General features: G+C 44.4%; 12 protein-coding genes. 5 read left to right on the forward strand and 7 right to left on the reverse strand.

Translation table 11 applies throughout. The features are described 5' to 3' along the window. Positions 1 to 62: 62 nt before the first annotated feature. The 3 genes from L3V35_RS02695 to L3V35_RS02705 all read right to left on the reverse strand — a co-directional run bounded on the left by L3V35_RS02695 (position 63) and on the right by L3V35_RS02705 (position 5383). Positions 63 to 749 carry a MaoC family dehydratase gene (locus L3V35_RS02695; protein ID WP_004731744.1) on the reverse strand — a complete coding sequence of 229 codons (687 nt, stop codon included), beginning with the start codon at positions 747 to 749 and terminating at the stop codon, positions 63 to 65. A gap of 333 nt (positions 750 to 1082) precedes the next feature. Continuing rightward, positions 1083 to 4235, reverse strand: coding sequence for an efflux RND transporter permease subunit (locus L3V35_RS02700; protein WP_237298282.1), 3153 nt, complete (start codon positions 4233 to 4235; stop codon positions 1083 to 1085). 11 nt (positions 4236 to 4246) lie between these two features. Next, the gene (locus tag L3V35_RS02705; RefSeq protein WP_029405039.1) at positions 4247 to 5383 is read right to left on the reverse strand and encodes an efflux RND transporter periplasmic adaptor subunit; all 1137 of its coding nucleotides are present in this window, start codon (positions 5381 to 5383) and stop codon (positions 4247 to 4249) included. Between the two features lie 259 nt (positions 5384 to 5642). On the opposite strand from L3V35_RS02705, the gene L3V35_RS02710 reads away from it, so the two are divergent. Continuing rightward, positions 5643 to 6086, forward strand: a complete 444-nt coding sequence (locus L3V35_RS02710) for a cytidine/deoxycytidylate deaminase family protein (RefSeq protein WP_004731749.1) — start codon at positions 5643 to 5645, stop codon at positions 6084 to 6086. Positions 6087 to 6220: 134 nt separating this feature from the next. On the opposite strand, the gene L3V35_RS02715 is transcribed toward L3V35_RS02710, so the two are convergent. From L3V35_RS02715 to pepT, 3 genes are all read right to left on the reverse strand, one after another. Further along, positions 6221 to 7063 carry a mechanosensitive ion channel family protein gene (locus L3V35_RS02715; RefSeq protein ID WP_054545721.1) on the reverse strand — a complete coding sequence of 281 codons (843 nt, stop codon included), beginning with the start codon at positions 7061 to 7063 and terminating at the stop codon, positions 6221 to 6223. 165 nt (positions 7064 to 7228) lie between these two features. Continuing rightward, on the reverse strand, positions 7229 to 7696 hold the full coding sequence (locus tag L3V35_RS02720; protein WP_054545722.1) for a DM13 domain-containing protein: 468 nt from the start codon (positions 7694 to 7696) through the stop codon (positions 7229 to 7231). Positions 7697 to 7772: 76 nt separating this feature from the next. Continuing rightward, positions 7773 to 9005, reverse strand: coding sequence for a peptidase T (pepT, locus tag L3V35_RS02725; protein ID WP_171328379.1), 1233 nt, complete (start codon positions 9003 to 9005; stop codon positions 7773 to 7775). 348 nt (positions 9006 to 9353) lie between these two features. Between pepT and L3V35_RS02730 the strand changes: the two genes are divergently transcribed. The 3 genes from L3V35_RS02730 to L3V35_RS02740 all read left to right on the forward strand — a co-directional run bounded on the left by L3V35_RS02730 (position 9354) and on the right by L3V35_RS02740 (position 11843). Next, complete coding sequence (locus L3V35_RS02730; protein WP_171315947.1) at positions 9354 to 9500, forward strand: hypothetical protein; 147 nt, start codon at positions 9354 to 9356, stop codon at positions 9498 to 9500. Positions 9501 to 9849: 349 nt separating this feature from the next. After that, the gene (locus L3V35_RS02735) at positions 9850 to 10902 is read left to right on the forward strand and encodes an aldo/keto reductase (RefSeq protein WP_267136080.1); all 1053 of its coding nucleotides are present in this window, start codon (positions 9850 to 9852) and stop codon (positions 10900 to 10902) included. Between the two features lie 206 nt (positions 10903 to 11108). After that, positions 11109 to 11843, forward strand: coding sequence for an RNA methyltransferase (locus tag L3V35_RS02740; protein ID WP_171311645.1), 735 nt, complete (start codon positions 11109 to 11111; stop codon positions 11841 to 11843). Positions 11844 to 11940: 97 nt separating this feature from the next. On the opposite strand, the gene fdxA is transcribed toward L3V35_RS02740, so the two are convergent. Continuing rightward, positions 11941 to 12264, reverse strand: coding sequence for a ferredoxin FdxA (fdxA, locus tag L3V35_RS02745; RefSeq protein WP_050650887.1), 324 nt, complete (start codon positions 12262 to 12264; stop codon positions 11941 to 11943). Between the two features lie 253 nt (positions 12265 to 12517). Between fdxA and L3V35_RS02750 the strand changes: the two genes are divergently transcribed. Further along, positions 12518 to 14149, forward strand: coding sequence for an NAD(P)/FAD-dependent oxidoreductase (locus L3V35_RS02750; protein ID WP_237298284.1), 1632 nt, complete (start codon positions 12518 to 12520; stop codon positions 14147 to 14149). Positions 14150 to 14214 lie beyond the last annotated feature (65 nt).

A 14214-nucleotide genomic window follows, 5' to 3' on the forward strand; every position in this document is an offset into this window, starting at 1 on the left:
AGCTCTCTCTTTTTTTTGAATCTATAATCTTCGCTTAAAGCAGTTCCACTTACAAAAAAGCTCTAGAAGTGAAGTTGGATTACCGAAACAATCACAGCGCCAGGACGACGAATACCTTCGATTTCTACGCGAATTTCGCGTTCAATCTCTAGGCCTTTCTTAATTGGCGTTACTTTTGTTAGCGTACTTTTAGCACGAACGTTACTGCCCGATTTGACAGGATATGGGAAACGTACTTGGTTAAGACCAATGTTTACAACCATCTTCGCTGTTGGGAATTGAGACTTATCAGGATCAACACTGTCAGTCAGTCTAGGAAGCAGAGACAAAGTCAAAAAACCATGTGCGATGGTTGTTTTGAACGGAGAATCTGTTTCAGCCTTAGAAGGTTCAGTGTGGATCCATTGCATATCTTCAGTAACAAGGCCGAACTGGTTAATACGGTCTTGACTAACATTGATCCAGTCGCCAGTATGAATAACTTCACCGATCTGCTGATTAAGCTCATCAAACACAAGCTGTGCTTCTCGCGTTAATACGAGCGGCTGTTCTATTGGCATCTCTGGTGCATCTTCATTTACAGCAGGTTTGTGGTGATCACGAACCCAAGCAAAGAAATGGCTATTTTGCGTACGATTCAGAAAGTCACCCCAGTAATCTCTAAGAGCTGGAGACATCCATTGCATAAACTCTGAGTGTTGCGAAGACACGCTGTCGCCTCGGTGTTTAAATAAATCAATGACTTTCATAAGAACCTCAATGCACAAAAAATTTCAATATAACTAGTTAATTTTGAAACACTTCACACTATTGTGCAAATGTTTTCGAGCATACACTCGTTAGCTGAACACTGTTATTCCCATATTAAACAGACACTTAATAATAAAACATCATTTTATTACAAAACCTAAATTAGAGTGTTAGCTCCATCACAAAACGAACATTTGATTATATAAATGGCGTTTTTATTCACAAGCGGAATAAAAAAGGCTTAGCGCAATGCTAAGCCTCAGTTTTTATAAGGATTTAATCCTGCAAGGGATTAGCCTTGAAAGGCGTTAATCTTACCGGTGTTAAGTCTCCTATTCGTCATCAAGTGGAATCAACTTAGTCGTGCCACCGTGTGCCTTCTCACGCTTACGTTGCACGAATGCATAGAAGCCTGGGATTAGGAACGTACCCGCTAACAACACACATAGCAGACCGCCGATCAGTGAAATACCCAACGAGTTCTGGCTCACGTGACCTGCGCCCGCTGCGAAGATAAGCGGGAAGATACCTAAGATGAACGACCAAGAGGTCATGTTCACAGCACGGAAACGCAGCGTACCGCCCTTCACTGCCGCATCTTCAATTGATGCGTCTTTCTCTTCACGCTCCACTTTTGCGAACTCTACAATCAAGATTGCGTTCTTCGCGGCCAAGGCTATCAAGAGAACCAAACCTATTTGTGCATAAAGGTTTAGCGGTGTGCCCGTCAGATTCAATGCTAAGAAGGAGCCTAATGTTGCAACCGGTACCACTAAGATAATCGCTATCGGTATTGTCCAACTCTCGTATTGAGCCACCATAAACAAGTAGATGAAGATCAGAGCCAGTGCAAAAGCAAAGATCGCTTGGTTGCCAGCCAATACTTCTTGGTAGGCCATGCCTGTCCATTCGTACTGATAACCCTGAGGTAAGACTTCAGTGGCTACACGTTCCATTGCAGCAATAGCATCACCGCTTGAGTAACCCGGTGCTGGTTGGCCTTGAATCACGGCACTGCGGTACATGTTGTAACGCCATGCGACATCTGGTTCGAAGATCTGGTCGTACGTTACTAATGTACTGAGCGGGATCATCTCGCCATTAGACGAGCGCACGTGGAATCGTTGTAGATCATCCATGCTGCTACGGTGTTCACTATCAGCTTGCATGGTAACGCGGAAGTTCTTACCAAACATGGTGAAATCATTCACGTACAGTGAACCAAGATTACCTTGCAGAGTTTGGAAAATTTCCGATAGTGGGATACCTAACTGTTGCGCTTTCTCACGGTCGATATCGACATAGTAGTGAGGAACGTTGGCACGGAAAGTACTGAACGTATGTGAAATCTCAGGCTGTTTGTTCGCCTCAGCAATCACATCATTCATTACCATCGCCAGATCAGTACGACTACGACCTAATGTATCTTCTAGAACAAATTCGAAACCAGAAGCCGCACCCATACCCGGAACAGCCGGAGGTCCCATTGCAAACACAATAGCTTGAGGCAGTTCAGTGGCCGCTCGACCATTAATACGTTGTGAGATAGCTTGTGCGGAATGTTGACCATCCAGTGCGTTACGCATATCCCAATCATGCAGTTTGATAAATAACGACGCGCCATTCGAAGCCGAAGCGCCCGTCATGAATGCGTAGCCGTTTACCAGTGTCACACCATCAACACCCGGCTCTTGCTCAACCATCTCTAGCAACTGCTCAGTCACATCTTCTGTACGAGACAATGATGCCGCGTCAGGAAGCTGCACGTTAACCAGCAAGATGCCTTTATCTTCTTGAGGTACAAACGCCGTTGACGTCGTTTTCGCGAAGTAAGTAACCGCTGCTAGCGCCACAACAAAGAAGGTAAACAGCAGAACACCTTTTTTCACAAGGAAGCCCGCGATTTGGCCGTATTTGTTAGTAACAGACTCTAGGCCACGGTTGAATGCTTGGTACCAACGTGCTGTGTTACCACCGCCCTGTTTAAGAACCAATGAACACAATGCTGGTGACAGCGTTAGAGCGTTAATAGAAGAGATAACAACCGCAATACAGATAGTCAGAGCGAACTGACGATACATGATGCCAGTAATACCCGGCAACATCGCCACAGGGATAAACACGGCAAGAAGTACCAGTGTTGATGTAACGATAGGACCCGTTACTTCTTTCATCGCGATCAACGTTGCTTTACGCGGTGAAATCGTTGGGTCTTTGGCCATCGTCGTATCGACGTTTTCGATAACCAAGATCGCATCATCTACCACGATACCAATCGCCAATATCAAACCAAACAGGGTTACCGTGTTGATGGTAAATCCTGTCATCTGCATGACGGCAAATGTACCAATCAACGACACCGGAATCGCAACCACAGGAATCAAGGTTGCACGCGCACTACCCAAGAACAGGTACGTCACCGCGATAACCAGCAAGATAGCTTCGATCAGCGTTTTCACTACGCCCTTAATCGACTCAGCAACGAATACCGTGGTGTCATAACTCGCCTCGTAAGCCACACCTTCAGGGAAGTTCGCACTTAGATTGTCGAGCATCGCCATGACCGCTTTGCCACTTTCCAACGCGTTTGCGTCTGACTGAAGTGACAGCGTTACGATTGAAGCGTCTTGTCCTCGGTATTTACCATTGCCATCGTAGAATTTTTTACCTAACTCAACGCGTGCAATGTCTTTTAAGTAAACGGTTGAACCATCTTGATTTGCGCGAAGTACAACATTTTCAAACTCATCAGCCGTTTCTAAGCGGCCTTTTGTCACCAAGTTGAACTGTACTTCTTGTGGATTGGCGTATGGTGCAGCACCAATACGACCGGCAGCGACTTGAACATTTTGTTCAGCCAATGCGCCATACACATCAGATGTTGTTAGGTTCAGGTTAGCCATTTTCTCAGGGTCTAACCAAACACGCATCGAATACTCACCGCCGCCCAACACGTTTACTTCACTAATACCAGACACACGTGCCAGTTGGTCTTTAATGTTTAAGTTTACGTAGTTGATTAGGAACTGATCGTCATACTCACCGTTTGGAGAGTAGAAGTTCAATACCATCAAAAGGTCAGGTGAACGTTTCTTAACCGTTACGCCGACCATTCTAACTTCTTGTGGAAGCTTCGATTCGATTTGGGCTACTCGGTTCTGAACGTTGACCTGAGCCATATCAGCATCAGTACCGACATCAAAGGTCACATTAAGATTGTATGAACCGTCGTTAGCACTTTTAGAAGACATGTAGATCATATCTTCTACGCCATTCACCGACGTCTCTATGGGGTCGGCTATCGCCTGTTCCACAACTTCAGCACTGGCACCCGTGTAGAATGCCGATACACTGACCGATGGTGGGCTAATTTTTGGATATTCGGCCACTGGTAAGATAGCGAGAGAGATCGCACCCGCCAGCGTTAATATTATGGATATGACAAGGGCAAACTTAGGCCTTTGAATAAAGAAACGACTTAACATAAATAGCCCTCTTACTCAGCTTGTTCAGCAGAAGCTTGAATACGAACGGACATACCATTACGTACACGCTGTAGGCCTTGAGTGATCACCGCGTCGTCTTTCTCTAATCCAGATTGAACAATCACGCCACCTTCAACTTGTCGCCCCATCTCAATATTTCTACGCTCAGCGACTGGTGCAGCTTCGCCTTCAACCAGTACCATTACAAAGTCACCTTCTAGGTCGGTTTGAACTGCACGTCGCGGGATAGTCACAACATCAATCGATTGTTTTTCACGTAGATCAACGCGAACGTGTTGGCCTGGAAGTAGTTGCTGATTCGGGTTATCAGCAATGGCGCGCATCGCGATTGTACCTGTATTAAGGTTGATACGGTTGCCCAAGAAATCAAGCTGACCTAGATGTTCAAACGCTTCACCATTCTCAAGTATGATCTGAACTTCAACCCCTGCAGAGTCACTGCTGCCGTCGCCTTCAATGCGATCCATCCCTAACTCAATACGCTCACGTTCACTGATGCTGAACGACGCATGGATTGGGTCTAGGCTAACCAACGTAGTTAATACACCTGAAGACGGCGAAACCAGGTCACCCGTGCTCACTTTGGTGTCGCTGATTCTTCCAGAAAAAGGCGCGGTAATTTGGGTATGGGAAAGCTGAACATTGGCTGCGTTTAGCTGAGCATGGCTAGCTTCAAGTTGCGCTTGAGAACCTAATAAGTTTGCCGTCAATGCATCAAATTCCGATTGAGAAATACTGCCTTTAGGAAGCAGATTCTTACCGCGGTTGAAATCAAGTTCGGCTTTTTTAAGGTTTGCATTCGCTTGAGCAACAGACGCTTTTGCGCTTGCGACTTCAGCTTCAAAAGAAGATGGCTCGATCGAGTAAAGCAATTGGCCCTTTTCGACCATTTGACCTTCATTGAAATGACGGCTTTGTAGATAGCCTGAAACCTGCGCGGTGATAGCCGTGTCTTCAACGGCTTCAATACGACCGATGTACGACTTACTTTGCTGGTGAGAAACAACGCTAACATCCTGTACAGCTACGAGAGGTAGAGGCGCTTGCTTGGCATTTTGAGCATCTTGCCCACACCCAGCAAGAATAAGAGAGCTTGCAAGAGCCGTAAGGATCAACTTTTTACGCATGGTTATACCGTCACTTATTAGTATTTGAACAGCATAAAATTTACGTAACACACTCGTCACCATTGTCCGAGGAATATCAATTATAACTAGCCAAAGTGTATCAATATGTTAATTGAAACCAAGTGCTTATAAAGTGATTACAAACGCGTTACAATTTCTAAGTAAATCAACCTCTCAGCTTTTGTTCTCTATGGATATTGTCTAACATCATGTATGGTCAGACAGATAAGCATTCACATTTAATTGTTAAGGAATTCTCATGATTTCAAAATGGGCTAAACGTTTCTATCAAATGGCGGAATTGGTCGGTTCTTGGAGTAAAGATCCTTCAACTCAAGTCGGCGCCGTAATCACTAAGCACAACCGTATTGTTTCCGTTGGTTTTAATGGCTACCCACATGGCGTGTCTGATAGTGCGGATACTGATGACAGGGAAATGAAGTACCTTAAGACGCTTCACGCTGAAGAAAATGCAATCTTGTTTGCTAAACGTGATTTAGACAGTTGTGAAGTTTGGGTGACTCACTTCCCTTGTCCGAACTGTGCAGCAAAAATCATCCAAACTGGGATTTCAGCGGTACATTGCCCAGAGCAAAGTGAAGACTTCCTTTCTCGTTGGGGCGATAAAATCAAGATAAGCCAAGATATGTTTGAGCAAGCTGGTGTGGAAGTAGACTGGTTACCACTCGCTGATCTGGACTAATATCGAAGCTGAATTTCAGATACAAAAAAGCCGAGAGTCGATATATCGCTCTCGGCTTTCTTTTTTTCGGGCGCTATAGTTTGGACACTATAGTTTAGACGCTGTAGGTTGGTCGCAATAGACTGACGAGTAAATTAATCGTTGCTTGGGAATGCAAGAGCGTAAGCTTCCATGAAATCCTTACGGATATCTTGCTCAAGATGAATCGCTTTTTCGGTCGGACAGAAGATCATAAAGTGCACTTCTTGCTCACCCGTCGAACTGCTCGTGATATGGATATGAGGCTCAGATCCCGGAAGGTCAACGCCAGCGTGTTTTTCGATCACACCGTTATAACGGCGAGCAACATCGATAAATTCTTCACAATGCTCTTCAATTTTAACGATAAGGCCCGGCACCATTGGATATAGGTTAACGAAGTCTTTTACCGTCACAAAAAAGTTATGATAAACGTAGCGCTTCATGAAATTAAGGTTCTTGACCGGGTAGGTGAAGAACATGCTATTGGGCAGCGTAGCGGTCTTACCTGTGAAATGGTATTGCCCATGATATAGGTCGATTTCTTGAATCACAGTCGCCATCAAGTTGTGCTCAATCACCTCACCGCTGATTTTACCTACTTCAATCCAGTCACCAATTCTAAATGAACGAGAGCTTGCGCGCTGGATAGAGCCCGTGAAACACAAGATGATCTCTTTTGAAGCTACCACGATTGCAACAGCAATGGCGGTGACCGACAGTGCAAATTCGCTGATTTCAGATTTCCACAGCACAAATAAAGTGACCATAATAATGGCAAACGTACCGTTCTTGGTACGTGACATCCAGTTACGTTGATCTTCACTGAGAAAAGCGACATCACCACGGATTCGAGACAGAGTGATTCGTCGGATTATTAATATAATGCAGATGATCAGCACACTAAAAATAAACTTATTAGCGAGTAAGAAATCGATCACTTGCCACAACTTTTCCATTACGTATTCCTTTATATTACAACAATTAAGCTTTATAACGACGAACTTTACAGCAACGAGCTTTACAACAATTGGTATTTGAAGAACTAGCTGGGCAAGCATTATAAAAAAGCGCTCAAAAATAGAGCGCTTTCTTTCATGCCTAAAGCAGCTTAGGTAAGGCTATCATTTTATCTTGGCAGAAGTAATAAATTGGCCAAAAGTTTCACACCAAATCACAACCGTATTAAATCGATTGAGATCAACACCTTCAGGCAACTCAACCATAAATCGGTCGAATGTTTTTACATCTCCGACTCTCAGTAAATCGCTTTTACTATCATTGAAGGCTTGTTCGGTTTCAATAAACTTAGGTGATAGGTAAACTTTGTAATCAGGCCCCGGTGCCAGTTCACCTTCAAAAGCTATCGCACTTTCAGAAACCGAAACGATGCCTTCTCCCCAATGCAAAAAGTCACTGTCTTGTCGGTCTTTGGTGAACTCACCTGTATAGATAGCCTGCTGACTGATCGCTTCAACAGAACTTGAGGAAGGAGAATCAGGCTCAATCAAGATAGGTAATGCATAGACACCAAGCCCAAAACCAAAAGCACCCACGGCTAAGTGGGTGCAAAGTAAAACTAACTTTTTCATCGCGTACTCCCTTATGCTCAAAGAGAGTATTATTGAATACTCTTAAAAATACAAAGAGATATAACGCTTTGATATCCTATTTTTGGTAATGAGTCGCCGTACGCTGAGACAATTCGACAATCACTTTTACCGCTTGCTCCATGCCTTGAATGGTAATGAACTCATGAATACCGTGGAAGTTATAGCCGCCAGTGAAGATATTCGGACATGGTAGCCCCATGAAAGATAAGCGAGCACCGTCGGTACCGCCTCGGATCGGTTTAATCATTGGCTCAACATCGCACTCGATCATCGCTTGCTTCGCTAATTCAATAATATGTTGATGCGGTTCAACCATCTCTTTCATATTGAAGTAGCTATCGGTTAGCACCAGCTCAACACGGCCTTTCTCAAGACGCTCATTCAGCTCATCCACTTTCTGTTGCATGAATGCCTTACGCGCTTCTACACCCTCACGTTCAAAATCACGGATGATGTAACCCAGTTCAGAGCGAGCCACACCCATTTCAGCTGATTTCAGGTGGTAGAAACCTTCATAACCTTCTGTGCACTCTGGTGTTTCTTGCGTTGGCATCATCAATTGGAATTGCGCCGCGATGTTCATCGAGTTCACCATTTTACCTTTTGCGGTACCCGGATGAACGTTCACGCCATGACAGATAACATCGGCGCTCGTGGCATTAAAGTTCTCAAATTCCAACTCCCCTACCGGGCCACCATCAATGGTATACGCCCATTCGGCACCAAACTTCTTAACATCAAACAAGTTAGCACCACGACCGATCTCTTCGTCTGGCGTGAAGCCAATACAAATATCGCCATGTTTAACGTCTGGGTTTGCTTTAAGGTAAGCAATCGCGCTGATGATTTCAGCGATACCCGCCTTATTATCAGCCCCAAGCAGAGTCGTACCATCGGTAGTGATGAGGTCATGGCCATGCAAGGCATCAAGATCTGGGTATTGGCTTGGATTCAGGCATTCACCGCTTGCACCTAATTCTATCGTTCCACCTTGATAATCTTTAATCACCTGTGGTTTCACGTTCGCGCCGGAAGCATCAGGAGCGGTATCCATATGTGCGACAAAGCCAATAGCAGGCACATCGTAATCGACATTCGACGGCAGTTTCGCCATCAAATAGCCATTTTCGTCTAAAGAGACATCAGTTAACTCTAATGCGATCAATTCTGATTTTAAGGCTTCAGCAAATGTAATTTGACCCGGTGAACTTGGGCACTGCTGATTAGAAGGATCGGATTTAGTATCAAAAGTAACGTAATTCAGAAAACGTTCTACAAGCTTTTCCATAATTCATCTCACCATGGATTAAGTAATTGATTTACTGACTTAATTATTATGTCGATAAGCGATGCATCGTTAAATTAAGACGAACATAGAGTCAGTAGCGAGGTTTTTCATCTTACGCCCCTGACCATGTATGTAATTGCTCTACATCATTATTGTGCGAAATTAGACGAGCTTCCTATACTTGAAATAAGAGGGTTTCGTCAGTTCAACATTGCATACGGATGATAAGAGATCGCTTTGTACGCATTCTACGCCCTCCGCTCTCAGCCTAAAAAAAGTACAAAGTGGATGATGATCACAATTTATCCTTGATGCAGAATCTGTCATACGTTACACGGAGACACAGTTATGACGATTAATAAATATTTCATTTTATCTCCTCAAGCCTCTGAGGAAACGCTTCAACCAGTATTAACTGAGAAAGAAGTTCAAAGGCAGGAAGCTCTAAGACAGGCGCAATCTCAAGGTGGGTTTGACACCAACGCGACCTCGTAACTTAATCAATACTCAGAACATATTTAAGAACCCCTAATAAAAGAGCTCTACTTCTCTATGATGTAGAGCTCTTTTGTCTTTGACTCTTCTTCTCTCTTTCTATGATGTCCTATTCAGGCGTCGAACCCATTCACGTTTTGTGACTCCCCTGCTTTATATCTATAGCTCCACGACTATGCAGCTAGCTCATTCGCTACGTTGAGAAATGACTCATTAAACTTCCCTCAGCCATACCTTGTCGTGTCATTTTGTGCTAATAATTTATATTCGTTTTCATTCCTCACTCGCTCTCTTTTCAAAAACTCTAATGCGAGTACCAGAGAACTTAACCACAGGAATCCCGAATTCAATGGAATATTCAAAACTAGGAAGTAGTCAAATTCCCGTTTCCCGCATCTGTCTCGGCAGCATGACTTGGGGGCTGCAAAATACGCAACAGCAAGCCGACCAACAAATCGAATACGCACTAAGCCAAGGTATTAACTTCATCGATACTGCAGAAATGTATGCGGTTCCCCCGTCTCCAGAGACCTACGGCAAAACAGAAGCGATTATTGGTAACTGGCTATCGCGCCACCCGCAGCGCCGCCAAGAACTGATCATAGCGAGTAAGATTGCAGGCCCAGGTCTTCCTTGGGTTCGAGATGGTGGTCCTATAACGGGTGAAGCCGTAATCGAAGCGGTTGATGCGTCATTAAAGCGTCTACAGACTGATTATATCGACCTATATCAACTGCATTGGCCAAATCGAAATACACCTCACTTTGGAAAACAGTTCCCAAATCAAATTCGCTTCAGTGATATCGACCGAAAGCAGCATGAAGGGGAAATGTTGGAGATCCTTCAAGCCCTAGCGAGCTGCATTAAAGCAGGAAAAATCCGTCATGTTGGTTTGTCTGATGACACCACTTGGGGCATCAACACTTATCTCAAGCTGAGCGAAAAACACGATTTGCCACGCATGGTCTCGATTCAGAATGAATTCAGCCTACTTCACGCAAAAGACTGGCCGTATCTGATTGAGAACTGTGTGCATGAAGATGTCGCTTACCTGCCTTGGTCACCGTTATCTGGAGGAATGCTCAGTGGCAAATACATTGATGGTGCGAGACCAGAAGGAAGCCGTTGGACTTACATGCAGCGTAAAGGCATTTTCCGCGACACTGAGTCTGCCAATGAAGCCGTAAAAGGATATGTCGAAGTTGCGAACTCTCATGGATTTACGCCGAGCCAGCTTGCATTAGCATGGTGTAATCAAGTCGATGGTGTTACCTCATCCATCATTGGGGCGACCACGATGGAGCAGCTAAAAGAGAACGTGGCTGCTTTCAGTAAGCCATTATCAGAAGAGATTCTTACCGATATCAACACAGTGTTTAAGCGCTATCCTGTTCCATATTAAGCTGTAGTTCACCCAGCCTTCTCAGTTTGTCTAGCCTGTTCAGCTTAATCTTTGGTAAGTAAATCAGATAAGAGCGTACTATTTAGTACGCTTTTCTTTTTGTAAGTGGGTCGCTTTGCTTTTTATGTGGATCGCATTGAGCTATCACGCTTTTGGTTCTCCAACCTTTGCTCTATAATGCGCGGGCTTATATCTAGGATAAAAACATGATTTCAAAAAACCAATTAAAACTCCTTCGTGCTTTGGGCCAAAAGAAACAACGTAAAGCCCACGGCTTGTTTCTAGTTCAAGGTGAAAAGAACGTTCTTGAGCTTTTCAATAGTGACTTAGTCGTGAAGAACGTCTTTGCTACCGCTGATTTCTTATCTGAAAATCACGCTTCACTTATTGAGTTTGATTGTGTTGAAGCCTCGCTGGATGACCTAACCAAAGCGAGTACTTTGGTGAGTAACAATGCCGCGATTGCTGTCGTTGAGATCCCAACATTTGAACTGCCAAAAGCAACTGGGTTGATGATTGCACTGGATGGCGTATCTGATCCGGGCAACCTAGGTACCATTATTCGCGTAGCAGACTGGTATGGTATTAAGCATATCGTTGCGAGCAGCGATTGTGCAGACCCATACAACCCTAAGACAATCAGTGCAACTATGGGTAGCTTTGGCCGAGTACACGTAAGCCAAACAGACTTACCGGCTTATTTAGAACAAGCGAACCTACCGGTTTACGGCGCGTTCTTAGAAGGCGAAAGTGTTCATAAGACAGAATTTACTGCCAATGGCATTTTGCTAATGGGCAGCGAGTCTCACGGCATTCGTGAACATACGGCTAAATACGTAACGGATAAGATTACGATTCCTGCATTCGGTGGCGCAGAGTCTCTGAATGTAGCAATGGCGACAGGTATCATTCTCGACAATATGCGTCGTCAACATAGCTAGATTTCATAAGCTAACGAGCCAATCGACAGTGTTCAGATATTAAAAAAGGCGTATTGATTAATATCAGTACGCCTTTTTATTTGAGTTCTCTCAACAATTACTTTTCTAGCATTGCCAACTTGTCAGCGACACCATTCCACTTTTCAGCTTCATCCATCGGTGCTTTGACTTCAGTTTGTACCGGCCAGATTTCGGCAAGCTCGGCATTTACTTCAATAAAAATCTTTTGATCTTCTGGCAGTTCATCTTCTTGGAAGATCGCTTGAGCATCGCATTCAGGTACACATAAACCACAATCAATGCATTCGATTGGGTTAATTACCATGAAATTAGGGCCTTCATGGAACGCATCTGCGGGGCATACCGCCACACAGTCTGTGTATTTACATTGAATACAGTTATCGCCTACGACAAATGCCATGATGCTCTGCTCTATAAGTTAGTCAAAATTGAAGAATGGGGGATAATACTCATCCCAAGGCAAAATTCAACATCATACGACTCTAATATCGTGTCTATTTGCTCGATGCTTCCAAATTAGTATGACAGATAAATCAATTTCTCGTAAAATGCGCGCCATTGTGAGCTTATCGCTTCTTTCAACATCGGCGTTTTATCAAACTCTGTATTAAGAAACGATCTAGCTAAGACACCTATAAAAACGAGACATCAAAATGATACGTTTAACCGAAATTAAACTCCCACTAGACCATGAAGAGTCAGCCATTCAAGACGCTATTGAAGCAAAGCTTGGCATTAACGCTGATCAGGTACTTTCTTTTAATATCTTTAAACGTGGCTACGATGCTCGTAAGAAATCAAAAATCTTACTTATCTACACGCTTGATGTTCTCGTTGAAAACGAAGCTGAGTTGTTAGAACAATTCATCAGCGACCCACACGTAAAAGTGACTCCTGACATGGAGTACAAATTCGTGGCTAAAGCGGTTGAGAACCAAACTGAGCGCCCTGTCGTTATCGGTTTTGGCCCTTGTGGTTTGTTCGCAGGCCTAGTGCTTGCTCAAATGGGCTTAAATCCAATCATCGTTGAGCGTGGTAAAGAAGTTCGTGAACGAACCAAAGATACCTTTGGTTTCTGGCGTAAGCGTACTCTGAACACAGAATCAAACGTACAGTTTGGTGAAGGTGGCGCAGGTACATTCTCTGACGGTAAGTTATACAGCCAAGTGAAAGATCCAAAGCACTACGGCCGTAAGGTAATCGAAGAATTCGTAGCTGCTGGCGCACCAGAAGAAATTCTATACGTAAGTAAGCCGCACATAGGTACCTTCAAGCTGGTTACCATGATCGAGAAGATGCGTGCTTCTATCATTGAGCTAGGTGGCGAAATCCGTTTCAGCACTCGCGTAGACGACGTTCATATGGAAGACGGTCAAATCACTGGTTTGACGCTTTCTAACGGTGAAGAGATTAAATCTCGTCACGTAGTACTGGCTGTTGGCCACAGTGCTCGTGATACGTTTGAAATGCTGCACGAACGTGGCGTTTACATGGAAGCTAAGCCTTTCTCTGTTGGTTTCCGTATCGAACACAAACAAGCAATGATCGATGAAGCTCGCTTCGGTAAGAACGCGGGTAACCCTATCCTAGGTGCTGCGGACTACAAACTAGTACACCACTGTAAGAACGGCCGTACTGTATACAGCTTCTGTATGTGCCCGGGTGGTACTGTGGTTGCAGCGACTTCTGAAGAAGGTCGCGTAGTAACCAATGGCATGAGCCAATACTCTCGTGCAGAACGTAACGCAAACAGTGCCATCGTTGTGGGTATCGATCCTGAACGCGATTACCCAGGTGACGCACTAGCAGGTATCCGTTTACAACGTGAGTTAGAAAGTGCAGCTTATGTTCTAGGTGGCGAGAATTACGATGCCCCCGCACAGAAAATCGGTGACTTCCTGAAAGGTCGCGATCCAAGTGAGATTGGTGAAGTAAAACCATCATTCACGCCGGGTATCCACCTAACGGACATTTCAAAAGCACTACCTGATTTTGCTATCGAAGCAATTCGTGAAGCAATTCCAGCGTTCGAGAAGAAGATCAAAGGCTTCTCTACGCCAGACGGCCTACTAACGGGTGTTGAGACGCGTACGTCTTCTCCTGTATGTATCAAACGTGGCAAAGACTTCCAAAGCATCAACTTAAAGGGCTTCTTCCCTGCAGGTGAAGGTGCAGGCTATGCTGGTGGTATCCTATCTGCTGGTATCGATGGTATTAAGGCTGCAGAAGCACTAGCGATATCAATGGCAGAACAGAACCAAGCTGAGAAAATTGAGATCGCTTAGGCTCTCAATTTGCATATCTAAATTGGCTGTATATCTAAAACAGATTGCAGGTAGCCAAAACTAAA

Origin of the sequence: Vibrio sp. L5-1 (assembly GCF_021728315.1) — a bacterium.
In the GTDB taxonomy this organism is placed as follows: Bacteria; Pseudomonadota; Gammaproteobacteria; order Enterobacterales; family Vibrionaceae; genus Vibrio; species Vibrio splendidus_K.

What these genes read in the sequence shown, in the direction of transcription:
- L3V35_RS02695 (WP_004731744.1), bottom strand. Translation starts at nt 749, where the DNA reads ATGAAAGTCATTGATTTATTTAAACACCGAGGCGACAGCGTGTCTTCG.
- L3V35_RS02700 (WP_237298282.1), bottom strand. Translation starts at nt 4,235, where the DNA reads ATGTTAAGTCGTTTCTTTATTCAAAGGCCTAAGTTTGCCCTTGTCATA.
- L3V35_RS02705 (WP_029405039.1), bottom strand. Translation starts at nt 5,383, where the DNA reads ATGCGTAAAAAGTTGATCCTTACGGCTCTTGCAAGCTCTCTTATTCTT.
- L3V35_RS02710 (WP_004731749.1), top strand. Translation starts at nt 5,643, where the DNA reads ATGATTTCAAAATGGGCTAAACGTTTCTATCAAATGGCGGAATTGGTC.
- L3V35_RS02715 (WP_054545721.1), bottom strand. Translation starts at nt 7,063, where the DNA reads ATGGAAAAGTTGTGGCAAGTGATCGATTTCTTACTCGCTAATAAGTTT.
- L3V35_RS02720 (WP_054545722.1), bottom strand. Translation starts at nt 7,696, where the DNA reads ATGAAAAAGTTAGTTTTACTTTGCACCCACTTAGCCGTGGGTGCTTTT.
- pepT (WP_171328379.1), bottom strand. Translation starts at nt 9,005, where the DNA reads ATGGAAAAGCTTGTAGAACGTTTTCTGAATTACGTTACTTTTGATACT.
- L3V35_RS02730 (WP_171315947.1), top strand. Translation starts at nt 9,354, where the DNA reads ATGACGATTAATAAATATTTCATTTTATCTCCTCAAGCCTCTGAGGAA.
- L3V35_RS02735 (WP_267136080.1), top strand. Translation starts at nt 9,850, where the DNA reads ATGGAATATTCAAAACTAGGAAGTAGTCAAATTCCCGTTTCCCGCATC.
- L3V35_RS02740 (WP_171311645.1), top strand. Translation starts at nt 11,109, where the DNA reads ATGATTTCAAAAAACCAATTAAAACTCCTTCGTGCTTTGGGCCAAAAG.
- fdxA (WP_050650887.1), bottom strand. Translation starts at nt 12,264, where the DNA reads ATGGCATTTGTCGTAGGCGATAACTGTATTCAATGTAAATACACAGAC.
- L3V35_RS02750 (WP_237298284.1), top strand. Translation starts at nt 12,518, where the DNA reads ATGATACGTTTAACCGAAATTAAACTCCCACTAGACCATGAAGAGTCA.